The organism is Roseateles sp. DAIF2, assembly GCF_015624425.1.
In the GTDB taxonomy this organism is placed as follows: domain Bacteria; phylum Pseudomonadota; class Gammaproteobacteria; order Burkholderiales; family Burkholderiaceae_C; genus Kinneretia.
Window position 1 is genome coordinate 1,740,860 of record NZ_CP049919.1, and the last position, 24,665, is coordinate 1,765,524.

Annotated in this window: 25 protein-coding genes; 20 read left to right on the plus strand and 5 right to left on the minus strand. The window is 70.4% G+C overall.

The features are described 5' to 3' along the window. Positions 1-80 precede the first annotated feature (80 nt). The 7 genes from G8A07_RS08115 to G8A07_RS08145 all read left to right on the plus strand — a co-directional run bounded on the left by G8A07_RS08115 (position 81) and on the right by G8A07_RS08145 (position 7,402). A complete protein-coding gene (locus tag G8A07_RS08115) occupies positions 81-2,138 on the plus strand; it encodes a TonB-dependent receptor domain-containing protein (protein WP_195796537.1) in 2,058 nt (685 codons plus the stop codon). A gap of 27 nt (positions 2,139-2,165) precedes the next feature. Continuing rightward, positions 2,166-2,468, plus strand: a complete 303-nt coding sequence (locus G8A07_RS08120; RefSeq protein WP_195796538.1) for a DUF2218 domain-containing protein — start codon at positions 2,166-2,168, stop codon at positions 2,466-2,468. Between the two features lie 25 nt (positions 2,469-2,493). Then, on the plus strand, positions 2,494-3,441 hold the full coding sequence (locus G8A07_RS08125; protein WP_195796539.1) for an iron-siderophore ABC transporter substrate-binding protein: 948 nt from the start codon (positions 2,494-2,496) through the stop codon (positions 3,439-3,441). A 1-nt stretch (position 3,442) separates the two neighbouring features. Continuing rightward, on the plus strand, positions 3,443-4,462 hold the full coding sequence (locus G8A07_RS08130; RefSeq protein ID WP_195796540.1) for an iron ABC transporter permease: 1,020 nt from the start codon (positions 3,443-3,445) through the stop codon (positions 4,460-4,462). Further along, a complete protein-coding gene (locus G8A07_RS08135; protein ID WP_195796541.1) occupies positions 4,459-5,496 on the plus strand; it encodes an iron chelate uptake ABC transporter family permease subunit in 1,038 nt (345 codons plus the stop codon). Before G8A07_RS08130 ends, G8A07_RS08135 begins: the two co-directional genes overlap by 4 nt. Positions 5,497-5,514: 18 nt before the next feature. After that, positions 5,515-6,291 carry an ABC transporter ATP-binding protein gene (locus tag G8A07_RS08140; protein WP_195796542.1) on the plus strand — a complete coding sequence of 259 codons (777 nt, stop codon included), beginning with the start codon at positions 5,515-5,517 and terminating at the stop codon, positions 6,289-6,291. A gap of 352 nt (positions 6,292-6,643) precedes the next feature. Then, entirely contained in the window at positions 6,644-7,402 is a 759-nt protein-coding gene (locus tag G8A07_RS08145; RefSeq protein ID WP_195796543.1) for a long-chain N-acyl amino acid synthase, read from the plus strand. Positions 7,403-7,417: 15 nt separating this feature from the next. Here G8A07_RS08145 and G8A07_RS08150 read toward each other — a convergent pair whose 3' ends face one another. After that, the gene (locus G8A07_RS08150; protein ID WP_195796544.1) at positions 7,418-8,011 is read right to left on the minus strand and encodes a nucleotidyltransferase family protein; all 594 of its coding nucleotides are present in this window, start codon (positions 8,009-8,011) and stop codon (positions 7,418-7,420) included. After that, the gene (locus tag G8A07_RS08155; protein ID WP_195796545.1) at positions 8,008-8,802 is read right to left on the minus strand and encodes an IclR family transcriptional regulator; all 795 of its coding nucleotides are present in this window, start codon (positions 8,800-8,802) and stop codon (positions 8,008-8,010) included. Before G8A07_RS08155 ends, G8A07_RS08150 begins: the two co-directional genes overlap by 4 nt. A 129-nt stretch (positions 8,803-8,931) precedes the next feature. Here G8A07_RS08155 and G8A07_RS08160 point away from each other — a divergent pair, with 129 nt between their 5' ends. The 10 genes from G8A07_RS08160 to G8A07_RS08205 all read left to right on the plus strand — a co-directional run bounded on the left by G8A07_RS08160 (position 8,932) and on the right by G8A07_RS08205 (position 19,023). Beyond that, a complete protein-coding gene (locus G8A07_RS08160; protein WP_195796546.1) occupies positions 8,932-9,909 on the plus strand; it encodes an MBL fold metallo-hydrolase in 978 nt (325 codons plus the stop codon). Between the two features lie 22 nt (positions 9,910-9,931). Then, entirely contained in the window at positions 9,932-10,477 is a 546-nt protein-coding gene (locus G8A07_RS08165; protein ID WP_195796547.1) for a VOC family protein, read from the plus strand. Between the two features lie 9 nt (positions 10,478-10,486). Then, a complete protein-coding gene (locus tag G8A07_RS08170; protein WP_195796548.1) occupies positions 10,487-12,088 on the plus strand; it encodes an FAD-dependent oxidoreductase in 1,602 nt (533 codons plus the stop codon). A 5-nt stretch (positions 12,089-12,093) separates the two neighbouring features. Then, the gene (locus tag G8A07_RS08175) at positions 12,094-12,336 is read left to right on the plus strand and encodes a DUF2783 domain-containing protein (protein WP_195796549.1); all 243 of its coding nucleotides are present in this window, start codon (positions 12,094-12,096) and stop codon (positions 12,334-12,336) included. A 15-nt stretch (positions 12,337-12,351) separates the two neighbouring features. Next, entirely contained in the window at positions 12,352-13,326 is a 975-nt protein-coding gene (locus tag G8A07_RS08180; RefSeq protein WP_195796550.1) for a tripartite tricarboxylate transporter substrate binding protein, read from the plus strand. A gap of 7 nt (positions 13,327-13,333) precedes the next feature. Beyond that, entirely contained in the window at positions 13,334-14,635 is a 1,302-nt protein-coding gene (gene hmgA, locus G8A07_RS08185) for a homogentisate 1,2-dioxygenase (protein WP_195796551.1), read from the plus strand. Then, a complete protein-coding gene (fahA, locus tag G8A07_RS08190) occupies positions 14,632-15,957 on the plus strand; it encodes a fumarylacetoacetase (RefSeq protein WP_195796552.1) in 1,326 nt (441 codons plus the stop codon). Before hmgA ends, fahA begins: the two co-directional genes overlap by 4 nt. A gap of 8 nt (positions 15,958-15,965) precedes the next feature. After that, on the plus strand, positions 15,966-16,841 hold the full coding sequence (locus tag G8A07_RS08195; RefSeq protein WP_195796553.1) for a LysR family transcriptional regulator: 876 nt from the start codon (positions 15,966-15,968) through the stop codon (positions 16,839-16,841). A 113-nt stretch (positions 16,842-16,954) separates the two neighbouring features. Beyond that, a complete protein-coding gene (locus tag G8A07_RS08200) occupies positions 16,955-17,935 on the plus strand; it encodes a Bug family tripartite tricarboxylate transporter substrate binding protein (protein WP_371816455.1) in 981 nt (326 codons plus the stop codon). A 128-nt stretch (positions 17,936-18,063) separates the two neighbouring features. Then, on the plus strand, positions 18,064-19,023 hold the full coding sequence (locus G8A07_RS08205) for a succinylglutamate desuccinylase/aspartoacylase family protein (RefSeq protein ID WP_195796555.1): 960 nt from the start codon (positions 18,064-18,066) through the stop codon (positions 19,021-19,023). Positions 19,024-19,025: 2 nt separating this feature from the next. Here the strand turns inward: G8A07_RS08205 and G8A07_RS08210 are convergent, their stop codons facing one another. From G8A07_RS08210 to egtB, 3 genes are read right to left on the minus strand one after another with little or no spacing between them, the layout of a single operon-like run. Further along, positions 19,026-19,307, minus strand: coding sequence for a DUF427 domain-containing protein (locus G8A07_RS08210; RefSeq protein ID WP_195796556.1), 282 nt, complete (start codon positions 19,305-19,307; stop codon positions 19,026-19,028). A 31-nt stretch (positions 19,308-19,338) separates the two neighbouring features. Then, entirely contained in the window at positions 19,339-20,322 is a 984-nt protein-coding gene (gene egtD / locus G8A07_RS08215; protein WP_195796557.1) for an L-histidine N(alpha)-methyltransferase, read from the minus strand. After that, positions 20,319-21,566 carry an ergothioneine biosynthesis protein EgtB gene (gene egtB, locus G8A07_RS08220; protein ID WP_195796558.1) on the minus strand — a complete coding sequence of 416 codons (1,248 nt, stop codon included), beginning with the start codon at positions 21,564-21,566 and terminating at the stop codon, positions 20,319-20,321. The genes egtD and egtB overlap by 4 nt, the downstream gene beginning before the upstream one ends. A gap of 286 nt (positions 21,567-21,852) precedes the next feature. Here egtB and G8A07_RS08225 point away from each other — a divergent pair, with 286 nt between their 5' ends. Genes G8A07_RS08225 through G8A07_RS08235 form a run of 3 tightly spaced genes read left to right on the plus strand, consistent with a single transcriptional unit; the run spans position 21,853 to position 24,652 of the window. After that, positions 21,853-22,857 carry a TRAP transporter substrate-binding protein gene (locus tag G8A07_RS08225; RefSeq protein ID WP_195797665.1) on the plus strand — a complete coding sequence of 335 codons (1,005 nt, stop codon included), beginning with the start codon at positions 21,853-21,855 and terminating at the stop codon, positions 22,855-22,857. Continuing rightward, positions 22,854-23,333: a TRAP transporter small permease gene (locus G8A07_RS08230; RefSeq protein ID WP_195796559.1), complete on the plus strand. Its 480-nt coding sequence runs from the start codon at positions 22,854-22,856 to the stop codon at positions 23,331-23,333. Before G8A07_RS08225 ends, G8A07_RS08230 begins: the two co-directional genes overlap by 4 nt. Then, positions 23,330-24,652: a TRAP transporter large permease gene (locus tag G8A07_RS08235; RefSeq protein WP_195796560.1), complete on the plus strand. Its 1,323-nt coding sequence runs from the start codon at positions 23,330-23,332 to the stop codon at positions 24,650-24,652. The genes G8A07_RS08230 and G8A07_RS08235 overlap by 4 nt, the downstream gene beginning before the upstream one ends. Positions 24,653-24,665 lie beyond the last annotated feature (13 nt).

Genomic DNA, 24,665 nt, shown 5'->3' on the forward strand with positions numbered 1-24,665 from the left:
ATGGAAAAATCTTGGCTCCATGTTAATGCAAATCATTCCTATTTGATTTGTAAACTCACGCCTCCTCTTCCACCATGGCCATGTTGTTCGCCCCCTTCCGCGCCCGTCCCCTTGTTCTTGCCCTGCTGGCCGCCGCCGCTGCTGCAACGGTCCAGGCCGGCACGGCCAGCCTGGACCGGGTGGTCGTCGAGTCGGCCTCCGGCCATGAGCAGAAGGTCAAGGAGGCGCCGGCCAGCGTCACCGTGATCACCCGCGAGCAGCTGGCCAATCAGCCCTATGCGAATCTGGAGGACGCGGTGCGCCATGTCGAGGGCGTCAGCGTCGTCGGCCCCGGCCCCAGCGAGCGCGACATCATGATCCGCGGCCTGCCGGGCGAGTACACCCTGATCCTGGTCGACGGCCGGCGTCAGAACACCCGCGAGACGATGAACCGCGGCACCAGCGGCGTGATGGCCTGGATGACGCCGCCGCTGGAGGCGATCGAGCGCATCGAGGTGGTGCGTGGCCCGATGTCGGCGCTCTATGGCGCCGATGCGATGGGCGGCGTGATCAACATCATCACGCGCAAGAACATCACGCGCTGGATGGGCTCGGCGGGCCTGAGCTTCACCAAGCCCAGCGGCGACATCCAGGGCGATGCGCGCCAGCTCGACTTTTGGCTGGGCGGCCCGCTGAAGACCGATCTGCTGGGCCTGCAGGTCTATGGCACCAGCAGCCAGCGCGACGAGGATCGCTACTACATCCCGGCCAACGGCACGACGGGCGCCTACGGCACCAAGAACCGCCAGGCGGTGGCCAAGCTGAGCCTGACGCCGATGGCCGGCCAGTCCTTCTGGCTGGAGGCCGGCAGCGGCGCGGTGAAATGGGAGCTCTCGCCCGGCAAGAGCGCGGCTGCGACCGCCGCGCGCTCCGAGACCGAGCAGGCGCGCGATCATTGGGCGCTGAGCCATCGCGGCCAATGGGATTGGGGCAGCTCGCGCGTCGCGCTGTACCAGGAAAGCGGCCAGCAGACGGTCTGGACCAATGGCGCCCGCAGCGCCTCGCGCCCGGAGATCGTCAACACCGTGTTCGATACGCTGGCGACCCTGAATCTCGACAGCCACACCCTGAACATCGGCGGCCAGATCAGCCGCAACCGCCTGAGCGGCATCGCCGGCGAGGCGCCGGCCGCCGGCCACCCGGCCAATCCGAACAGCACCCGCGACCGTGCCCATGCGCTGTTCGCCGAGGACGAATGGCAGATCAGCGAGGCCTTCGCGCTGACTACCGGCCTGCGCCTGGACGATGTGCAGCGCTACGGCTCGCATTGGAGCCCGCGCGTCTACGGCGTCTACAAGCTCGACGAGCGCTACACCCTGCGCGGCGGCTTCGCCAAGGGCTTCAAGTCGCCGACCCTGCGCCAGACCGAGCCGGGCTACTGCATGAGCACCGGCGGCAACTCGCCGCGCCGCGGCTCGCTGTGCGGCAACCCGAAGCTGAAGCCGGAGGAGAGCAGCAGCGCCGAGCTGGGCCTGCGCTTCGACGGTGAGAAGGGGCGCAGCTGGTCGGCCGCGCTGTTCATGAACAAGTTCCGCAACAAGGTGGTCAGCTACTCGACCGGCAAGGTCGACCCGATCAACCCAGCGCTGGACATCTATGTCTACGACAACGTCGACCGCGTCAAGCTGAGTGGCCTCGAACTGGCCGGCGCCTGGCCACTGGCGCAGGACTGGGCCGTCTCCGGCAACTACACCTACACCCGCTCGCGCCGCGAGGGCGGTGGCGAACCCAGCTTCGACGGCAGCTCGCTGAGCGGCCGGCCGCTGGACAAGACGCCCGAGCACAAGGCCTCGCTGCGCGTCGACTGGGCGCAGGGCCAGGCGCTGTCGGCCTATGCGCGGCTCAATGCCGAGGGCAGGCAGTACTGGGCCGCCTTCCGCAACGGCGCGCGCAATGTGCGCGAGCGCAGCGGCCTGAACACGGTGGACCTGGGCGGCGCCTACAAGCTCAATGCCCACCTGACCCTGTCGGCGGCGCTGCTGAACATCGCGGACCAGCAGGTCGCGGTCGACACCCGCAGCCGCAACGAGGGCCTGAACGGCAACTGGATGCTGGACGAGGGCCGCCGCGTCTGGCTGGGCCTGAACGCCAAGTTCTGACCCCGCGAGGAATCCAGCCCCCACATCATGCTCAAGTCCCAAGCCAGCGTGGCCACGCCGATGGCCGAACAGTTCCTGTTCAAGCTCGCCAAGCATTTCGCCAAGAAGATCCCGGTGCAGCAGGAGTCGCATCAGGCGCAGCTGCGCTTCGAGTTCGGCGACTGCCGCATGTCGATCGCCGGGGAGGGCGAGTCCCTCGCCCTGGTGTTCGACTGCGAGACCCCCGATGCCGCGACCCAGCAGCGCCTGCACTGGGTGCTGGACGCCCATCTCGAACTGCTGACCCGGCGCGAGCCGCTGCGTCCGGTGTGGCGCGCGCTCGAGTCCTGACCAAGAAGGAAGAAGGAACACCACCATGACGACGATCAACAAACGGCGAAGCCTGCTGCTGGCCCTGCCGACCCTGCTGCTGGCCGCGCTGCCGGCGCTGGCCCAGCCGGCCGCCGCCCCGACCCGCGAGATCAGCGATGCCAGCGGCCGCAAACTGACCGTGCCGGCTCAGCCGCAGCGCGTGCTGGTGCTGTCGGAGAAGGACCTGGACGTGGCGCTGGCCCTGGGCGTCAAGCCGGTCGGCAGCACGCTGGGCCGCGGCCAGCTGAGCCTGCCGGCCTATCTGATGAACCAGGCCGGCAACCTGCCCAATGTCGGCGCCTTCGCCCAGCCCAGCATGGACCGGGTGCTGGCGCTGCGCCCGGACCTGATCCTGGCTGGCGGTTTCTCCGATCCGCAGCTGCTGGCCCAGCTCTCGAAGATCGCGCCGACCTTCATCAGCTACCCGGCGCTGGAGCGCTGGCAGGACACGACCCTGCGCGTCGGCGATCTGCTGGGCCGCGGCGGCGAGGCCAAGGCCTTCATCGCGCAATACCAGGCGCGCGCCACGACGCTGCGCGGCAAGGTCGGCGCGCTGGCCGGCAAGAGCGCCAGCATCGTGCGCTGGACCCCGCAGGGCCCGGTCTATATGAAGGCCGATGCCTTCGCCGGCCAGGTGCTGGCCGACCTGGGGCTGACGCGCCCGGCCGCTCAGCAGGAGCCGGGCGCCGGCCACTCGGGCCCGCTGTCGCGCGAGGCCCTGGCCAAGATCGATGGCGACTGGCTCTTTCTCGGCATGTTCAAGAGCGGCCGCGCCCATGATCCGGAGGCGCTGGCCGCACTGATGCGCCAGCCCGAGTTCCGCGAGCTGCGCGCGGCCAAGGCCGGCCAGGTGCGCGAGGTTGACGCCTCGCTGTGGACCGTCACCGGCGGCCCGCTGGCCGCGCTGGCGGTGCTGGACGAGACGGAGCGCGTGCTGCTCGGCTCGCGCTGACGTGAAGCTCGCGGACTGGAGAACCGGCGCGGCCCTGGCCGCGCTGCTGGCGCTGTTGAGCCTGGCGGCCCTGCTGCTGGGGCCGGGCCGGGTCGGGCCGGCCGCGGGCTGGGCCTGGCTGAGCGGCGCTGCGGTCGATGATGCCGAGCATGTCGGCATGGTGCTGACCCAGCTGCGCGCGCCGCGTCTGCTGGCGGCCCTGCTGGTCGGCGCGGCGCTGGGCGCCGCCGGCGTGCTGCTGCAGGCGGTGACGCGCAACCCGCTGGCCGAGCCGGGCCTGCTGGGCGTGAACGCCGGCGCCACCCTGGCGATCGCTGCGGGCCTGGTGCTGCAGGGCAGCCTGGGCGCCCTGGGCCTGCTGGGCTGGGCCCTGCTCGGCGCGCTGGCCGGCAGCGCGCTGGTGCTGCTGCTGGCGCGCGCGGGCGATGCCCGCATGTCGCCGCTGCGCCTGGTGCTGGCCGGGCTGGCGGTGGCGGCCAGCGCGCGCGGCTTCATGGCCTTCTTGCTGCTGTCCAGCCAGCAGGGGCTGGACCAGTTCCGCTTCTGGGTGCTGGGCTCGCTGGCGCGGGTCACGCCGGAGCTGCTGGGGCCGGGTCTTGCCCCGCTGCTGGCGGGCCTGCTGCTGGCGCTGCTGCTGGCGCGTCCGCTGGGTCTGCTGGCGCTGGGCGACGAGCTGGCAGCCAGCCTGGGGGGGCGGCCCGGCCTGCTGCGCTGGGCCGCGGTGCTGGCGGTGGCGTTGATGGCCGGCGGCGCGGTGGCGCTGGTCGGGCCGATCGCCTTCCTGGGCTTTGTCGCGCCCTATCTGGCGCGCGGCCTGGGCGGCGGCCATGAGCTGGGCCGGCAGCTGCGGCGCGCGATGCTGATCGGCGCGGCGCTGCTGATCGCGGCGGACCTGCTGGCGCGCCTGATCGTGCAGCCCTTCGAGGCGCCGGTCAGCGCGGTGGTGGCGCTGCTGGGCGCGCCGGTGCTGGTGTGGATGGTGCGGCGCGAGCCGACGCTGGGGCTGGAGACGCGCGAATGACGAGCATGAGCAATGCCGTCTGGGTCTGGCGCCATCGCGCCCTGTCGCTGCGCCTGCAGCCGCGCCGCCTGGGCCTGCATCTGGCCTGCCTGGCGCTGGCCCTGGCGGCCACGCTGCTGGCGCTGCTGCTGGGTGATACGCGGCTGTCGCCGGCCGAGCTGTGGTCCGGCCTGACGGGGGCGGATCCGATGCTGGCCTTCCTGGTGCAGGAGCTGCGCCTGCCGCGCGTCGCGGCCGGGGCCCTGGTCGGCGCGGCGCTGGGCGGCTCGGGCCTGCTGCTGCAGACCCTGGCGCGCAACCGCCTGGCCAGCCCGGACCTGCTGGGCATCAGCGATGGCGCGATCCTGGCGATGGGCTTGTCCCTCTTGTGGTCGGCCGAGGCGATGCTGGGGCCCTGGTGGCAGGCGCTGCTGGGCGCGCTGGTCTCGGTCGGCGTGATCCTGGCCGCGGCTGGCGGGGTGGGGCGCCAGGGCTACCGGGTGCTGATCATTGGCCTGGGCCTGGCGAGCCTGCTGCGCGCGCTGTTCGACCTGGTGCTGGCGACCCTGCCGGTGATGCACAGCGCGGCGATTTACAGCTTCAGCGTCGGCAGCCTGCTGGGCCGCGGCTATGCGGTGGCGCTGCCGGCCGGGGCGGCGCTGGGCTTGCTGCTGCTGGTGCTGGTACCGCTGTCGCGCGGCCTGGGCCTGCTGGCGCTGGGCGAGGACATGGCGCGGGTGCTGGGCCTGCGCAGCGGCGCGCTGCGGCTGGCGGTGCTGCTGATCGCGGCGGCGCTGGCCGGCATTGGCGTCAGCGTGGCCGGGCCGCTGGGCTTTGTCGCGATCGCCGCGCCGATCCTGACGCGCGCGCTGTTCGGCGGCCTGGGCCTGCCGATGGCGGCGGCGATGGCGATGGGCGCGAGCCTGGTGCTGGCGGCCGACACCCTGGGTCGGGTCTGGCTGGCGCCGGTGGAGCTGCCGGCCGGCGTGATCACCGGCATGCTGGGCGGGCCCTTCCTGCTGTGGGTGCTGCTGCGCCGGCCGCAGGGCGAGTGAATGAGGAACGAGGAAGCGATGGAACTGAGGATCGAGGGCCTGCGCGCCGACTACCGTGAGAAGGCCGTGCTGCAGGGCCTGGACTTCGCGCTGCGGCCGGGCCGGGTGCTGGCCATCGTCGGGCCCAACGGCTGCGGCAAGTCCACCCTGCTGCGTTGCATCGCGCGCCTGCACCGGCCCAGCGGCGGCCGCGTGCTGCTGGGCGGCGAGGAGGTCTGGCGCCTGAAGCCCGCCGCGATGGCGCGCCGTGTCGGCCTGCTGCCGCAGCACACGCAGGCGCCAGCCGGCATCACGGTGGCGCAGCTGGTGGCCTTCGGCCGCCGTCCCTATCAGGGTTTGCTGCGCCAATGGTCGGTCGAGGACGAGGCCGCGGTGGCGCGCGCGCTGGCCGAGACCGATCTGCAGGCGCTGGTCGCGCGGCCGGTCGAGCGCCTGTCCGGCGGGCAGCGCCAGCGCGCCTGGCTGGCGATGGTGCTGGCCCAGGAAACGCCCTGGCTGCTGCTGGACGAGCCGACCAGCATGCTGGACCTGGGGCATCAGGTCGAGCTGCTGGGCCTGGTGCGGCGCCTGGCCCACCAGGCCGGCCGCGGCGTCGTGATGGTGCTGCACGACCTGGCCGCCGCCGCGCGCTACGCCGATGAACTGCTGGCCCTGCACGAGGGTCAGGTCTTGAGCCTGGGCGCGCCGCGCGAGGTGGTGACGCCGGCGCTGGTGCAGCGGCTCTATGGCGTCGCGGCCCATGTGCTGGCGGCACCGGACGATGGGGCGCCGCTGGTCGTGCCGGCCCTGGCGTGAGGCGCACCGCTGCCCGTGTAACAAAGTAAGAAAACTGCATCGCCGTCAGCGGCGTCCCCGCAACGGTGCTGCCATGTTTGCGCCGCCGCGGATAGACCCTCGACGGCCCGGGAAGCCCTAATTTCCCGGCGTAGAGCGCCGATATACGCTGCATGGACCCAGATCGTGCCGGGTGTAACGGGCGCTCACCGATGGCGGTCGATGCACCCCCAGGACCGGGGGCTTGAAGGTGTAAGTTATTTGTGTCAATTGTTTTGGCGACAGGGGCCGACCCGGTATCGCCAGAATCGCAGGCTAGACTCCGACGCCAAGTTAGGGGTCCTCACAAATCATGCAAGAAGCCAGTTCAGCGATGGGTACGAATGCCGGTGTGCATGCCACCGCCGGCATTCGCAGCCACCGTTCGGCGGGCTTTGCCATCCACGCCGCCAGCACCGCGCACCACCGCTGGGCGGCGAGCCAGCTGGTGCATCAGCGTTATCTGCAGCGCGGCTATCGCCGTAGCCAGCACGCGCCGGAGGCCTCCACCGCGGCACCCACCGAGCCGCATCTGCTGGTGTTCAGCGCCACCGGTGCCGAGGGGCCGCTGGGTACCCTGGGCGTGCGTTTCGATTCCGCGCTGGGCCTGAATGCCGATGCGGTGTTCCCGGCCGAGATGCGGGCGCTGCGTGCCGACGGCCACCGCCTGTGCGAATTCACCCAGCTGGCGCTGGATGCCGACGTAGCGTCCAAGCGCGTGCTGGCCGCGCTGTTTCATACCGCCTATCTACACGCCTACAAGCTGCGTGGCATCCGCACCCTGGTGGTCGAGGTGAACCCGCGCCATGTGGCCTATTACCGCCGCATGCTGGGCTTCCAGGTCTATAGCGAGACGCGCATGAATCCGCGCGTGCAGGCGCCGGCCGTGCTGCTGTGCCTGGATCTGGCCCATGTCGAGCGGCAGATCGCGCTGCATGGCGGCCGCCCGGAGCGCGCCAGCGAGCAGCGCACCCTGTATCCCTATGCCTTCTCCGCCAGCGAGGAGGCCGAGTTGCTGGCCGCGCTGAGCCAGGGCTCCGAGCAGCAGCAGCATCCTTACGATCAGCAAGCGCTGATGGCCGCCGCGGCCTGACGCGGGGCCGTCTCGTCAGTCCGTTGGCGGGACGATGCGCACCCGCGGCCAGCGGCCCGGATAGTTCTTCTGCGCCACGCGCTGGCGGTAGGTCGCCGGGCTGACCCGGCGCGGATTGCGCCGCACCACCATCCCGAACAGATCGTCCAGTCCCAGCGGCGCGATCACGGTCAGCGAGTCGTCCACCTCCAGCCTCAGGCCCACCGCGGTCGCGTATTCGGGCCAGCTGGCGATGGCGGCTTCCAGCGAATCCAGCGGCTCGACCGCATGGCCGAAGCAGGCCTCGAACCAGAGATGCACGCCGGCCTGGTTGGTGAGCTCCCAGGGCAGCTCCGGCGCATGGCGCACCAGCTCGGCCTGCAGCGCGGCATCGCGCGCCGGGCCCAGGTCCCGCGGATCGAAGAAGGCCAAATCGATGTCGGCCAGGGCCGAGGGTTGGGCCTGGCCATGCAGGGCATCCCAGACCAGGTTGCGCACCGCGCCGGCGCCGATGCACCAGGGCAGCGCCGGCGGCAGGCAGGTGCGGGCCGCGCGCAGCGCCCGCATGAACCAGGGACTGTCCGCCGCGATGGCGCGCAGGCGGTCGATCGACTCGCTGCTGTCCGTCATGCCGCGCGCCAGCCCAGCTGGCGCGACAGTTCCTGGCCGACGCGCCGGAGCCCCTGGGCCAGCGGGCCGTCCAGGCGCGCGTCGAAGCTGCCGCTGGCGCCGATCGCGGTCAGGCTCAGCACCATGCGGCCCTGGTCGTCGAACACCGGCGCGGCCAGCGCGCTGACCCCGGCCACCACCCCGTCCTGCGAGGCGGCGATGCCCAGCTTCCGGGCCTGGGCCAGATGCTCGGCCAGCTCGGCCGGCAGCGCGGCCTGGCCCTCGTGCCGCAGCGCGGCCAGCACCGGCTCGCGCGGCAGATGGGCGGCGAACAGCCGGCCCGAGGCGGTGCCGGTCAGGCTCATCACCGTGCCATGGCGCATGCTGATATGCACCGGGCTGGCGGCCTCGGCGACGCGCACGATGGTCGGCCCGCGGTTGCCCCAGACGGCGATCGCCACCGTGTGGCCCAGCGCCTGGGCCAGCTCCTCGATGCGCGGCGTGGCCAGACGCACCGGGTCGTACTGCTGCAGGCTGATCAGGCCCAGCTGCAGCGCCAGCGGGCCCAGGCCGTAGCGGCCGCCACCGGCCTCCTGCTCCACCAGGCCCAGCTTGATGAAGCTGACCAGATAGGGGTGGGCCTTGGCCGGCGGCATGCCGGCCTCGCGCGCCAGGTCCTTCAGCGCCAGCGGCCGGCCCTGGTGGGCCAGCGCGATCAGCAGCTGGCCGCCCACCTCGATGCTCTGGATGCCGCGCGGTCCCCCCCGCTCGGGCGGGCTGCCTGCGCTGTTGCTGCTGTCCTGGTCCGTCATCGATCTAGGGTTTCTACTTAAAACAATCGATTAGACATTAACAAACGCGATGACTAAGATCAAGTCATGAATTCGTCTTAGGCAAATTGATTTGCTTAAGGTTAAACATAGCCGGAGATAGCCGCCGCCATGAGTACCGCCGCCAGCACTAGCAAGACCTTCGCCTCCCATGCCGATGTCGAGGAAAAACAGGTCAGCTTCGACCAGCTCTCGGCCCATGCCTGGGCCTACACCGCCGAGGGCGACCCGAACACCGGCATCGTGATCGGCGACGACGCGGTGATGGTGATCGACACCCAGGCCACGCCGGTGATGGCCGCCGACGTGATCCGCCGCATCCGCGAGGTGACCGACAAGCCGATCAAGTATGTGCTGCTGAGCCATTACCACGCGGTGCGCGTGCTGGGCGCCAGCGCCTATCGGCCCGAGCACATCATCGCCAGCCAGGACACATTTGATCTGATCGTCGAGCGCGGTGAGCAGGACAAGGCCAGCGAGATCGGCCGCTTCCCGCGCCTGTTCCGCAATGTCGAATCCGTGCCGCCGGGCCTGACCTGGCCGACGATCACCTTCACCGGCAGGATGACCCTGTGGCTGGGCAAGCTGGAGGTGCAGATCCTGCAGCTGGGCCGCGGCCATACCAAGGGTGACACGGTGGTCTGGCTGCCCCAAGACAAGGTGCTGTTCAGCGGCGACCTGGTCGAGTTCGATGCCACGCCCTATGCCGGCGACGCCTATTTCCAGGATTGGCCGCAGACCTTGGACAACATCGCCGCGCTGAATCCCGAGAAGCTGGTGCCCGGCCGCGGCCGCGCGCTGCAGACCCCGGCCGAGGTGGCCGCCGGGTTGAGCGGCACGCGCGCCTTCGTCTCCGAGCTGTATGCCGCGGTCAAGGCCGGTGCCTCGGCCGGGCGCGACCTGAAGACCGTCTACCGCGAGACCTATGACGCGCTGGCGCCCAAGTACGGCCAATGGGTCATCTTCGCCCACTGCATGCCCTTCGACGTGACCCGCGCCTACGACGAGGCGACGCAGTACCCCGATCCCCGCATCTGGACCGCCGAGCGCGACATCGAGATGTGGCGCGCGCTGGAAGACGTCAAGTAAGGAATAGAGGAGGAGCCCGCAGATGAAGATCGAACGCATCCACCATGTGGCCTACCGCTGCCTGGACGCCAAGACCACGGTCGAGTGGTACCAGAAGCACCTGGGCATGGACTTCGTGCTCGCGATCGCCGAGGACAAGGTGCCCTCGACCAAGGCCGACGATCCCTATATGCACCTGTTCCTCGATGCGGGCCAGGGCAATGTGCTGGCCTTCTTCGAGCTGCCTACCGCCAGGCCTATGGGCCGCGACGAGAACACGCCGAACTGGGTGCAGCACATCGCCTTCAAGGTCGGCAGCGTCGCCGAGCTGGAGGCCAAGAAGGCCGAGCTGCAGGCCGCCGGCATCGAGGTGATCGGCGTCACCGACCACACGATCTTCAAGAGCATCTACTTCTTCGACCCGAACGGCCATCGCATCGAGCTGGCCGCCGATGTCGGCACGCCCGAGATGTACGCCAGGCTCGACGCCTGCAAGTGGGAGATGTTGGAGGAGTGGAGCCGCACCAAGCGCGCGCCCAAGCATGCGGCCTGGATGCACGAGCAGGAATTCGACCCCCACACCGCCTGAGGTCGGGCGATGCTGAAGACCTATACCTTCCCCGAGTACGCCTACCACCGGCGCGACGCGCAGCGCGAGGGTCGCGTCGAGCGCCATCCGGTGGTGATCATCGGCGCCGGCCCGGTGGGGCTGTCGGCCGCGCTGGACTGTGCCTCGCGCGGCCTGGCCGTCGTGCTGCTGGACGACAACAACAGCGTCAGCCAGGGCTCGCGCGCGGTCTGCTACGCCAAGCGCTCGCTGGAGATCTGGCAGCGCCTGGGCGGGGGCTCGCAGCTGGGGCAAGGCCTGGCGGAGCAGGGCGTGCGCTGGCAGGTCGGCAAGGTCTTCTTCCGCGACGACCTGGCCTACCAGTTCGACCTGCTGCCCCAGGCCCGGCACCGCATGCCGGCGATGATCAATCTGCAGCAGTACCACCTGGAGGAGGCGCTGGTGCGGGCCTGCGAGGCCGAGCCGCTGATCTCGCTGAACTGGAAGCACCGGCTGGTCGCGCTGGAGTCGCGCGCCGACGGCGTCGCGCTGCAGGTCGAGACGCCCGATGGCCGCCTCGCGATCGAGGCCGACTACCTGCTCGCCTGCGATGGCGCCGGCAGCGACACCCGCCGCATGCTGGGCCTGGACTTCGAGGGTCAGGTCTTCCAGGACCGTTTCCTGATCGCCGACGTGATCATGAAACAAGCGGATTTCCCGACCGAAAGGTGGTTCTGGTTCGATCCGCCCTTCCACCGCGGCCAGTCGGTGCTGCTGCACAAGCAATGCGACGGCGTCTGGCGCATCGACTTCCAGCTGGGCCGCGATGCCGACCCGGCCGAGGAGAAGAAGCCCGAGAAGGTGATCCCGCGCATCCAGGCCATGCTGGGCCCGGAGGTCGAGTTCGAGCTGGAATGGGTCTCGGTCTACCAGTTCGCCTGCCGGCGCCTGCAGCAGTTCCGCCATGGCCGCGTGTTCTTCGTTGGCGATTCGGCGCACCAGGTCTCGCCCTTCGGCGCGCGCGGCGCCAACAGCGGCGTGCAGGATGCCGACAATCTGGGCTGGAAGCTCAAGGCCGTGCTGGACGGCGCGGCCCCCGATGCGCTGCTGGACAGCTATCACTTGGAGCGCGCCGCCGCGGCCGACGAGAACATCCTGAACTCGACCCGCGCCACCGATTTCATCAGCCCCAAGAGCCGCGCCTCCCTGCGCCTGCGCGATGCGGTGCTGGAGCTGGCCAAGACCGAGCCCTTCGCGCGCCCGCTGGTCAACAGCGGCCGGCTGTCGATGCCGACCCATTACGCCGACTCGCCGCTGAACACGCCCGACGAGGACCATTTCGTCAGCGCGATGGCGCCGGGCAGCCCCTGCCTGGACGCGCCGCTGGGCGAGGGCGGCTGGCTGCTGGACCGGCTGGGCCGCGGCTTCACCTTGCTGAGCTTCGGCGAGCTGCCGGCGCAAGACCTGGCCCCGGGCCTGGTGGTCGGGCGCGATATCGCCGACCCCGAGGGCCTGCTGCGCGAGCGCTATGACGGCCGCCCGGGCACTGTCTACCTGATCCGCCCCGACCAGCATGTGGCCGCGCGCTGGCGCGCCTTCGACCCGGCCAAGCTGGCCGCGGCGCTGGCGCGCAGTCTCGGCCGGAGCGAGTGAGTCCCATGCCGCTGATCCGTACCCCCAACATCCCCGATCCCGACGGCTTCTACGAGGCCCTGATCGCCGCCCAGCGCGGCCTCTCCGACGCGCAGGCCGACCTGCTGCTCGCCAAGCTGGTGCTGATCCTCGCCAACCAGGTGGGCGATCGCGCCCTGCTCGACGAGGCGTTGGCCCTGGCCCGCGCCAACACGCTGGCTTCTTCTTCCTCCTCTTCTTCCTCTTCCTCTTCCTCTTCCTCTTCCTGAGACCGCAGTTCCATCATGCAAACTCTTCGCCGTTCCCTGCTGGCCCTTGTGAGCCTTGCCGTCGTCGCCACCACGCCCGTGCTGGCCGCCTATCCCGACAAACCGGTCGAATGGGTCGTGCCCTATCCGGCCGGTGGCGGCGCCGACGTGGTGGCCCGCAGCCTGGCCGAGGCCATGGGCAAGACCCTGGGCCAGACCGTGATCATCAACAACAAGCCCGGCGCCGCCACCAATATCGGTGCCGACTACGCGGCCAAGTCCAAGCCGGACGGCCTGGTGATCCTGACCGCCGACACCGCGACCCTGGCCGCCAACCCCTGGCTCTACGGCAAGCTGCCCTACAAGGCCGAGCAAGACCTGGCCCCGGTCGGCCTGATGGCGCGCTTCCCGATGCTGCTGGTCGTCAATGCCAATGTGCCGGTCAAGACCTACAAGGAGTTCCTGGCCTGGGCCGCCAAGCAGGACGGCGGCGTCAACTACGCCAGCCCCGGTGCCGGCAGCCCGCACCACCTGGCCACCGAGCTGCTGCGCGAGAAGGTGCCGCAGCTGAAGCTGAGCCATATCCCCTACCGCGGCGCGGCCCCGGCGGTGCAGGACGTGATCGGCGGCCAGGTGCCCTTCATGTTCGTCGACACCGCGGCCGGCTATCCGCACATCATCTCCGGCAAGCTGCGCGCGATCGCGGTGGCCAGCCCGGCCCGCATCAAGACCTTCGCCGAGGTGCCGACCTTCGCCGAGCAGGGCCTGCCCGGCTTCGAGGCCTATGCCTGGCAGGGCCTGACCGTGCCGGCCAACACGCCGGCGCCGGTGATCGCGACCCTGAACAAGGCGCTGCAGGAGGCGCTGAACAGCACCACGGTGAAGGCCCGCTTCCAGGTGCTGGGCCTGGAGACCCTGGGCGGTACGCCGGAGCAGATGCGCGCCTACTGGAAGCAGGAGCTGGCCAAGTGGGGCCAGGTCATCAAGGCCGCCAACATCAAGCTGGATTGATGCATCGATGAGCGAACTCAACTACCAATCGGGCTTCGGCAACGAGCATGCCAGCGAGGCCGTGCCCGGCAGCCTGCCCGTCGGCCGCAACAGCCCGCAGCGGGTGGCGCATGGCCTCTACGCCGAGCTGATCTCGGGCACGGCCTTCACCGCGCCGCGCGCCGAGAACCTGCGCAGCTGGATGTACCGCCGCCAGCCCTCGGTGGTGGTTGGCGGCTATGCGCCGCTGGCCCAGCCCTTCCTGAAGACCGGCGCGCGCGAGGGCGCGGCCGCGGTGCCGCCGGACCCGCTGCGCTGGGCGCCGCTGCCGCTGCCCGAGGCGCCGACCGATTTCGTCGAGGGCCTGCGCAGCATGGCCGTCAACGGCGACCCCGATGCCCAGGTCGGCATGGCCGCCCATGCCTATCTGGCGAACCGCTCGATGGCGCGCCGCGCCTTCGTCAATGCCGATGGCGAACTGCTGATCGTGCCGCAGCAGGGACGACTGGCGATCACGACCGAGCTGGGCCGGCTCGATGTCAAACCCGGCGAGATCGTGCTGATCCCGCGCGGCCTGGCCTTCAAGGTGGCGCTGCCCGACGGCAGCGCGCGCGGCTATGTCTGCGAGAACTACGGCGCGGCGCTGCGCCTGCCGGAACTGGGGCCGATCGGCTCCAACGGCCTGGCCAATCCGCGCGACTTCCTGGCGCCGGTTGCCGCGTTTGAAGCGGAGGAGGGCGCCTACGAGATCGTCAAGAAATTCGGTGGCCGGCTCTGGACCGCGCAGCAGGCGCACACGCCCTTCAACGTCGTCGCCTGGCACGGCAACCTCGCGCCCTACAAGTACGACACGGCGCATTTCATGACGATCGGCTCGATCAGCTTCGACCATCCGGACCCCAGCATCTTCACGGTGCTGACCAGCCCCTCGGACACGCCGGGCTGGGCCAATGTGGACTTCGTGATCTTCCCGCCGCGCTGGATGGTGGCCGAGGACACCTTCCGCCCGCCCTGGTACCACCGCAATGTGATGAGCGAATTCATGGGCCTGGTGCTGGGCCAGTACGATGCCAAGCCGGAGGGCTTCAAGCCCGGCGGCTCCAGCCTGCACAACGCGATGGTGCCGCATGGCCCCGACACCGAGGCCTTCGCCAAGGCCAGCGGCGCGGAGCTGAAACCGCACAAGCTGGACCACACCCTGGCCTTCATGTTCGAGACCCGCTGGCGCCTGCTGCCCACCGAGTTCGCGCTGCGCGGCAGCGGCGCGCTCGACAAGGGCTATGCCGACTGCTGGCGCGATCTGCAAGACAATTTCCAACCGACACCATGAGCGCAATCCTCGACCACACCCATGACCCGGCCGCGCAGAGCTGGGTGGCCTCGGCCAATGCCGCCGACGCCGACTTTCCGATCCAGAACCTGCCCTATGGCCTGTTCCGCCGCGCCGGCAGCAACGACAGCCCGCGCGTCGGCGTCGCGATCGGCGCGCAGATCCTCGATCTGAACCGCGCCGCCAGCGCCGGCCGCTGGAGCAGCGCCGAGCATGTGGCGCTGCAGCCGCTGGCCCGCGGCGACCTGAACGCCTTCATGGCCCTGCCGTCGGCCCAGCGCCGCGCGCTGCGTCAGGCCCTGTTCGACGCGCTGCTGGCCGGCAGCAAGCAGGAGGCAGCGCTGCAGGCTTGCCTGCTGCCGCAGGACGAGGCCGAGATGCTGGTGCCCTGCCGCATCGGCGACTACACCGACTTCTATACCGGCATCCACCATGCCACCACGGTCGGCAAGCTGTTCCGCCCGGACAACCCGCTGCTGCCCAACTACAAATGGGTGCCGATCGGCTATCACGGCCGCTCGTCATCGATCGGCGTCTCGGGCCAGCAGGTGCGCCGCCCGCTGGGCCAGCTGATGCCGCCGGGCGCCGCGGCGCCGGAGCGCGCGCCGGCCAAGCGCCTGGACTATGAGCTGGAGCTGGGCGTGTTCGTCGCCGGCGGCAATGCGCTGGGCGACACCATCCCGATGGAGGCGGCCGACGAGCATCTGTTCGGCGTCACCCTGCTGAACGACTGGTCGGCGCGCGATGTGCAGGCCTGGGAATACCAGCCGCTGGGCCCCTTCCTGGCCAAGAACTTCGCGACCACGATCTCGCCCTGGATCGTCACGATGGAGGCGCTGGAGCCCTTCCGCTGCGCCTTCGCCCATCCGGCCGAGGACCCGCAGCCGCTGCCCTATCTGGACTCGGCGAAGAACCGCGCCGCCGGCGGCTACGAGATCGAGCTGGAGGTCTGGCTGCAGACCGCGCAGATGCGTGCGGCCGGCGCCGAACCGACGCGCCTGATGCGCAGCAACTTCGGCCGCTCGGCCTACTGGACCCTGGCCCAGATGCTGACCCACCATGCCAGCAACGGTTGCAATCTGCAGCCGGGCGACCTGCTGGGCACCGGCACGCAGAGCGGCGCTTTTGCCGAGGAGGGCGGTTCGCTGCTGGAGCTGTCGCTGGGCGGCAAGCAGTCGCTGACCCTGCCCAATGGCGAGACGCGCAGCTTCCTGCAGGATGGCGACACCGTGATCCTGCGCGGCTATGCCGTCAAGGACGGCGCGCGCCGCATCGGCTTCGGCGACTGCGCCGCCACCGTGCTGCCGGCCAAGAGCGCCTGACCTAGGCGATGCAGCTCAAGTGGCTGGCCGATCTGCAGGCCGTCGTCGACGGCGGCAGCTTCAAGGCCGCCGCCGAGCTGCGCCATGTCACCGCGCCGGCCTTCGGGCGCCGGCTCAAGGCGCTGGAGCAATGGGCCGGCGTGCCCTTGTTCGAGCCCGGCAGCCAGCCGCCGCGCCTGAGCGCCGCCGGCCAGCGCCTGTGCGAGCAGGGCCGCGCCACCACGCGCGAGCTGGAGCTGCTGCGCCAGGAGCTGGGCATGGCCGGCCAGGGCGAGCAGCTCGTGCGCCTGGTCACCGGCCGCACCCTGGCGCATAGCGTCGTCGCCGACGCGCTGGCGCCGCTGATGCGCCGCAAGGACGCGCCGCTGGTGCAGGTGATGACGCGGCTGATGAACGAGGCCAGCGAGATGCTGGAGCGCGGCGAGGTCGACATCCTGCTGAGCTACCACCACCCGGTGCTGGCGCTGCGGCTGGACGGCCGCCGCTATCTGCAGGCGCGCGGCGCGGACGACCGGCTGGTGCCGGTGCTGCACGGCCACGCCGGCAAGGCGCTGCCGCGCCTCCTGGCCTACGACCCCGGCCAGGCCCTGGGCCGACTCTTGGACGACCATCTGGCCCATCTGCGCGGCCTGCCGCCGCTGGCCCTGGGCATGCGCTGCGATTCCGTCGATTCGCTGCGCGAATACGCGATGCGCGGCATGGGCCTGGCCTGGCTGCCGCTGTCGATGGTGGCGGCCGATCTGCGCGCCGGCACCCTGAGCCTGTGGGGCGAGCCGGCCTGGCAGATCCCCTTCGAGACGCGGCTGTTCCGCCGCAAGAAGCCGCCCAGCGCGGCGGTGGCCCAGGTCTGGGAGGCGCTGCTGGCGCACAGCCGGCGCGGCTGAGGTCGGCGCATTGCCGTGCCGGCAAGTGGGATTGCCGAATCGGCAATCGGGGTGGGGGTCGGGGCTCGCAAGATGCCGCTTCATCATCCACCCCATCCCAGCCGAGCGCCATGATGATGACGAAGAGAAATTCCCTGCTGTCCCTCCTGGCCGTGGCCTCGCTGGCCCTGCTGGGCCCGGCCGCCCAGGCCCAGAGCGAGGGCTACCCGGCGAAGAAACCGGTCTCCCTGGTCGTCGGCTATGCCGCCGGCGGCAGCGTGGACCTGGTGGCGCGCACCGTCGCGCCCGAGCTGGCCAAGCGCCTGGGCCAACAGGTCATCGTCGAGAACGCCGCCGGCGCCGGCGGCACGCTGGGTGCGCTGAAGGTGGTCAACGCCCCGGCCGATGGCTACACCCTGCTGCTGGGCTCCACCAGCGAGGTGGGCATCAATGCGCTGACCGCGAAGAAGCCGCGCTACAACGCGCTGACCGACCTGGCCCCGGTGGGCATGATCGGCAACCAGCCGCTGGTGCTGGTCGGCACGAGCAAGTTCGCCAATGCCGCCGCCTTCCGCGAGCATGTAGCCGCGCGGCCCGGCAAGCTGAGCTATGCCAGCTCCGGCATCGGCACGCCGCTGCATCTGGCCGGCGAGCTGGTCAAGCGCGACGGCCAGCTGTTCATGCTGCACATCCCCTACCGGGGCGCCGCGCCGATGGTGACCGACCTGCTGGGCGGCCAGGTGGACTTCGCGGTGTTCGTGCTGTCCAGCGCGCTGCCGCATATCCAGGAGGGCCGCATGCAGGCGATCGGCGTCACCACCGCCAAGCGCTCGCCGGCCGCGCCCAACATCCCGGCCCTGGCCGAGACCAAGGCCTTTGCAGGCGTCGACATCGGCGTCTGGTTCGGCCTGTTCGCGCCGGCCAAGACCCCGGCGCCCATCCAGGCACAGCTGCAGAAGGAGCTGCGTGAGGTGCTGCGCCAGCCCGAGGTGATCGCCAAGCTGCAGGCCGCGGGTGTGACCCTGACGCCGGACCTGGACGGCCGCAAGTTCGTGCGCAGCGAGATCGACCGCTTCGCCAAGATCGTCGAGTTCGCCAAGATCGAGACCGAGTAACAGGCCCACCCCCTACGCGCTGCGCGCCCCCTCAAGGGGGCGAGCCCGCAGGACCGGCGGAGCCGGATCCTCGGGCTCCGCGCGGTGGGTCGGTGGGGTGCGGTATGTGATGCTGGAAGAGATACGTAATGACTGAAGAAGTACTGCAAAAGCCCGAGCTGGGCCTGTGGCGCGAGGGCAATACCGGCACCGAGGGCGTCTGGTCCTTCGACAGCGGCAAGCCCGGCCGGCACCTGATGATCTCGGCCCTGGTGCACGGCAACGAGCTGTGCGGTGCCTGGGCGCTCTTGGGCCTGCTGGAGCGCGGCCTGCGGCCGCGGCGTGGCCGCCTGAGCCTGGCCTTTTGCAATCTGGCGGCCTTCGACCGCTTCGATCCCGCACATCATGATGCGGCACGCTTCGTCGACGAGGACCTGAACCGCCAATGGTCGGCCGAGCGCCTGGCCGCGCCGAGCAGCGCGGAGCGCCGCCGCGCCGCGACCCTGCGTCCCTTCGTCGAGGCGGCCGACTGGCTGCTGGACCTGCATTCGATGCACGAGCCTTCGGCGCCGCTGCTGCTGACCGGCGTGCAGCCGCGCAACCTGGTGCTGGCGCGTGCGCTGCAGGGCGAGGCCGCGATCGTGATCGATGCCGGCCATGCGGACGGCGTGCGCATGCGCGACTTCGGCCGCTTCGGCTCCTCCGACGAGGCCGCGCCCGAGACCCGCTCGCTGCTGCTGGAATGCGGCTACCACCTGGACCCCGGCAGCCGCGGCGTGGCCGAGGACTATTGCGCCCGCCTGCTGCTGGCGGCCGGCGTGGTGGACGAGGACGATGTGGCCGCGCTGCTGCCCGGCTGGCTGCGGCGCGATGCGGCGCGGGCGGCACCGGCGCTGCGCGTGCGCGGCGCGGTGGTGGCGCGCAGCGAGCGCTTCCGCTTCAACCAGCCTTTCACGGGGCTGGAGCGCATCGCCGGCGCCGGCACGGTGATCGGCGACAACGACGGCGAGCCGGTCGTCACGCCCTTCGACGATTGCGTGCTGGTGATGCCCTCGACGCGCCAGGCGCGCGCCGGGGTCACGGTGGTGCGCTTCGCCGAGCTGGTCTGAGCCTATTCGACGACCTGCACGCCCTTCCAGAACGCGACGCGGTCCTTCACCGCCTCGGCCCCGGAGCGGGGCTCGGCATAGAACCAGACCGCGTCGGGGTTCATCTCGCCCTTGACCAGCAGCGACAGATAGCTGGCCTGTCCCTTCCAGGGGCAGCTGCTCTTGTGGTTGCTGAAGGCCGTGAACTCGCGCTTCAGCGCGGTCGCGGGGAAGTAATGGTTGCCTTCGACGACGACGGTGTCGTCGCTCTCGGCGATCACGGTGTTGTTCCAGATGGCTTTCATGCGCGGGGGCCTTGTTGCGGGTTGGCGGCGATTATGCGGCGCTCGGTGCCTGCAGCCAGAGCAGGGCGAACCAGTCGCGCTCGTCGCTCCACACCGGGCCGGCCGTGAAGCCGGCGCGCGCCGCCAGGGCCTGGAAGCCCTCGACGCTGAACTTGTGCGAATTCTCGGTGTGCAGGGTCTCGCCGGCCTCGAACTCGTAGCTGCGGTGCTCCAGCTGCAGGGTCTGGCGGCGCGTACTCTGCAGATGCATCTCGATGCGCTGCAGCGGCGCGTTGTAGAAGGCGCTGTGCACGAAGCCCGCCGGGTCGAACTGCGCGCCCAGCTCGCGGCGCGCGCGCTCCAGGATGTTCAGGTTGAAGGCCGCGGTGACGCCCTGGGCATCGTTGTAAGCCGCATGCAGCACCGCCGGGTCCTTGACCAGGTCCACCCCGATCAGCAGCGCGCCGCCGCGCAGCTCATGCGCCGCCATGCGCAGGAAGTCCAGCGCTTCCGCGGGCGCGAAGTTGCCGATGCTGGAGCCGGGGAAGAAGCCGATGCGCCGGCCCTGCGCCGGCCGCGCCGGCAGGTCGTGCGGACGGGTGAAGTCGGCCACCACCGGGCGGATCGCCAGCGCCGGCTGCTCGGCCTGCAGCGCGGCGCAGGCGGCCAGCAGATGCTCGCCCGAGATGTCCACCGGCACGAAGCTGTGCGCGACCTCCAGGCGCTCCAGCAGCAGCCGCACCTTGCGCAGCGAGCCGGCGCCATATTCGACCAGCTGCGCGCCGGGGCCGGTCAGCGCGGCGATCTCGGGTGCGTGGCGGCGCAGCAGGGCCAGCTCGGTGCGGGTCGGGTAGTACTCGGGCAGCTCGCAGATGCGCTCGAACAGCGCCGAGCCGGCCGCGTCGTAGAAATATTTGGGCGAGATCGCACGCGGGCGCTGGCGCAGCGCCTGGTGCAGGTCCTGCGCGAAGCCGCCGTCGGCGGGGACCAGCTGCAGATGCGGATGGGCTTGGGGGTGCAGGGCGGGCGGGGTCATGTCTTGCTGCCTTCCTCGATGTCGCGCGCCAGGCGCAGGCCACTGAACTGCCAGCGCGCGGCCGGCGGGAAGAAATTGCGGTAGCTCGGCCGTGCATGGCCGGGCGGCGTCGCCAGGCTGGCGCCGCGCAGCACCAGCTGGCCCACCATGAACTTGCCGTTGTATTCGGCGGCCGGGCCGGCCAGCGGGCGAAAGCCCGGGTAGGGGTGGTAGGCCGAGCGGGTCCATTGCCAGGCGGCGTCGTAGAGCTGGGCCAGGCCGGCAAGGCCGGTGGCCGCGGCCTCCCATTCGAACTCGCTGGGCAGGCGCGCGCCGGCCCAATCGGCATAGGCGGCGGCCTCGAAGAAGCTCAGGCCCAGCACCGGCGCGTCCGGGTCCAGCGGCCGCACGCCGGCCAGTCCGAACACCTGCCAGTCGCGCGCCGGCGCGCGCGGGTCGCCGGGTTCCAGCCAGTAGGCCGGCGCCTGCCAGCCCTGAGCCTGCACCTGGGCCCAGCCGTCGGAGAGCCAGAACTCGGGCCGTCGGTAGCCGCCGTCGGCAATGAACTCCGCATAGTCGCCGCAGCTGACCAGGCGGTGTGCGATCTCGAACGGGGCCAGCAGCACCTCGTGGCGCGGCCCCTCGTTGTCGAAGGCGAAACCCTGGCCGTCATGCCCCAGCTCGAGCCGCCCGCCGGCGTGACGCAGCCAACGCAGCGGGCCGCTCGCGCGGGCCGCGCGCAGCGAGGTGTCGGCATCGTAGGCCGGCAGCAGCGGGTTGCAGGAGAAGGCGTGCAGGATGTCGGTCAACAGCAGCTCCTGGTGCTGCTGCTCATGCTGCAGCCCCAGCTCCAGCACCGGCAAGGCGCGTGCCCAGGTGTCGGCGTCGCATTGCTCGATCAGCTCCCACATCGCCGCGTCGACATGGGCGCGGTAGGCGCGCACCGCGTCCAGCGAGGGCCGGCTCAGCAGGCCGCGCTGCGGGCGCGGATGGCGCGGGCCCAGCGCCTCGTAATAGGAGTTGAACAGGTAGAAGAAGCGCTCGTCGAAGGCGCGATAGCCGGGCCGGTGCGGGCGCAGCAGCAGGGCCTCGAAGAACCAGCTGGTGTGGGCCTGGTGCCATTTGGCCGGGCTGGCGTCGGGCATCGACTGCAGCGCCTGGTCCTCGGCACTGAGCGGCGCGGCCAGCGCCAAGGTATGGGCGCGCAGCGCCTGGTAGCGGGCCGCCATGGCCGCGCGCTGCGCCTGCGAATCGGATGCGGACATGATGCGGTCGGCTCCCCTGAATGATGGCTCGCTGCAGGGTAGCGCAGGCCCCTGTCCAAACATGGCAGCAGCGGGGCCCGCGCGTCCGGGCTCCGCCATCGTCATCGCGGCGTCCGGGCTTCGCAGGCATGATAGGCGCCGCCCGCAATTCCTACAGGGCAAACCTCGATAGGCGGATAGTTCGCCATACATACGATATGGTCTCTATTCGAACATTGGCGATCACGATGGAGACAAGATGATCAGCAGCAGCAAGCGGCCGAAGATCGGATGGCGCCACCTGGCGATGCTCGCCGGTGGCCTGTGGGGCGCCTCGTTCGCGATCGCGCAAGACGTGACCCTCAAGGTGCACCACTTCTGGCCGCCCGGCGCGATGCCGCCGACCAAGATCCTGCAGCCCTGGTGTGACAGGATCGCGGCCGACTCCGGCAACAAGCTGAAATGCCAGATCTTCCCGGCGATGCAGCTGGGCGGCACGCCGGCGCAGCTGATCGACCAGGCCAAGGACGGCGTGGTCGACATCGTGTTCACCCTGCCGGGCTATACCGCCGGGCGCTTCCCGATCATGGAGGTGTTCGAGCTGCCCTTCATGAACAACTCGGCCGAGGCCGGCGCGCGCGCCGCCTGGGATTTCTACGGCAAATACGGGGTCAAGGAATTCCCCGGCATCAAGCCGCTGCTGTTCAGCATCCATGACGAGGGCTATCTGCACACGCGCGACAAGCAGATCAGGACCATGGCCGACCTGAAGGGCCTGAAGCTGCGCGCGCCGACCCGCCAGACCAACAAGCTGCTGGCCTCGCTGGGCGCCACGCCGGTGGGCATGCCGCTGCCGGCGGTGGCCGATGCGGTGAGCAAGGGCACGATCGACGGCTTCGCGCTGCCCTGGGAGGTGATCCCCTCGGTCAAGCTGCACGAGATGGTGAAGTTCCACACCGAGACCGATCTCTCGCGCCCGGCGCTGTACTCGGCGCTCTTCATCCTGGCGATGAATCAGGCCCGGTACGACGGCCTGCCGGCCGAGCTGAAGGCGGTGATCGACCGCAACAGCGGCGCGGGCCTGTCGCAGCAGGCCGGCAAGACCTGGGACGAGAGCCAGGCGGTCGGCCGCAAGCCCGCGACGGACCGCGGCAACAGCTTCTACACCCTGCCGGCGGCCGAGGTGGATCTGTGGATCAAGGCCAGCCATCCGCTCTATGACGACTGGGTGGCCGACATGGACAAGCGCGGCCTGCCCGGCAAGCAGATGCTGAAGGACGCCCAGGACCTGCTGGTCAAGTACCGCAAGTGAGCGGCCTGCTGCGCCGGCTGGCGCTGATCAGCGCGCTGGCCGGCTGCGCCTGCGCCTGTCTGGTGGCGCTGCTGACGGTGGCCAGCATCGCCGGCCGCTCGCTGTGGTCGCGTCCGATCCCGGGCGATGTGGAGCTGAGCCAGTTCGGCATCGCGCTTTGCATCGCGCTGTGCCTGCCCTGGTGCCAGCTGCAGCGCGCCAACATCATCGTCGACTTCTTCACCCAGAAGATGGCGCCGCGTCCGCGCGGCCTGCTGGACGCGGTCGGCGCGCTGCTGCTGGCGCTGATGGTGGGTCTCCTGGCCTGGCGCACCATGGTGGGCGCGCTGTCGGTGCGCGAGGCCGGCGAGGCGACGATGATCCTGGACCTGCCGATGTGGATCAGCTATGCGGCGCTGGGGCCGGGTCTTGCCCTGACCGCGCTGATCGCGCTGGCCCAGGTGCTGCCCCATCTGCGCGGGGAGCCGGCCGCATGAGCGGCGCGGGTATCGGCGGCGCCATCTTCGCGGCGATGCTGCTGCTGATGGCGCTGCGCGTGCCGATCGCGGCGGCGATGTTCATCCCCGGCGCGGTCGGCTACTGGCTGATGACCAGCGACATGGCGCTGCTGAACACGATGAAGGGCAGCGCGGTGGCGCGGCTCTCGGTCTACGACCTGTCGGTGATCCCGCTGTTCCTGCTGATGGGCCAGTTCGCGACCCAGGGCGGCCTGAGCCGTGCGCTGTTCAAGGCCGCGGCGGCCTTCGTCGGCCATGTGCGTGGCGGCTTGGGCATGGCGGCGATCCTGGCCTCGGCGGCCTTCGGCGCGGTCTGCGGCTCGGGCGTCGCCACCTCGGCGACGATCACCCAGGTGGCCTATGGCGAGATGAAGGTCCATGGCTACGCCGGCCGGCTCTCCACGGCGACCCTGGCCACCGGCGGCACCCTGGGCATCCTGATCCCGCCCTCGGTGCCGCTGGTGGTCTACGCGATCCTGACCGAGCAGAACATCGCCAAGCTGTTCGCCGCGGCGATGCTGCCGGGCATCCTGGCGGCGCTGGGCTATATCGTCGTGATCTGGATCTACTGCCGGCTGCGCCCCGAACTGGCCACGCCCGCGGCGGCGCAGCCCTGGGCCCAGCGCTGGCGCGCGCTGCTGGGCGTCTGGCCAATCGTGCTGATCTTCGTGCTGGTGTTCGGCGGCATCTACGGCGGCCTGTTCTCGCCGACCGAGGGCGCGGCGGTCGGTGCCCTGTCCACCTTCGTGCTGGGCCTGGCGCGGCGCGAGCTGGGCTGGGGCGGCATCAAGCGCAGCTTCCTGGGCACGGCCGAGACCTCGGCGATGGTGTTCATGATCTTCCTGGGCGCCGACATGATGAACGCGGCGCTGGCGCTGACCCAGATGCCGGCCCATCTGGCCGAATGGGTGGGGCACCAGCAGGTGCCGCCGCTCTTGATCGTCGCCGGCGTGCTGGCCTTCTACGTGCTGCTGGGCTGCGTGATGGACGAGTTGTCGATGCTGCTGCTGACCATTCCGGTGATCTTCCCGACCATCATGAGCCTGGACCTGTGGGGCCTGACGCCGGAGCACAAGGCGATCTGGTTCGGTATCTTGGTGCTGACCACAGTGGGCATCGGCCTGCTGGCGCCGCCGGTGGGGCTCAATGTCTATGTGGTCAACAGCCTGGCGCGCGAGGTGCCGATGAGCGAGACCTACAAGGGCGTGTTCCCCTTCCTGGCCTGGGACGCGTTGCGCCTGCTGCTGCTGCTGTTCGTACCTTCGTTAAGTCTGGCCTTCGTGCGGCTGCTGACATAGCCGTGTCATGGCG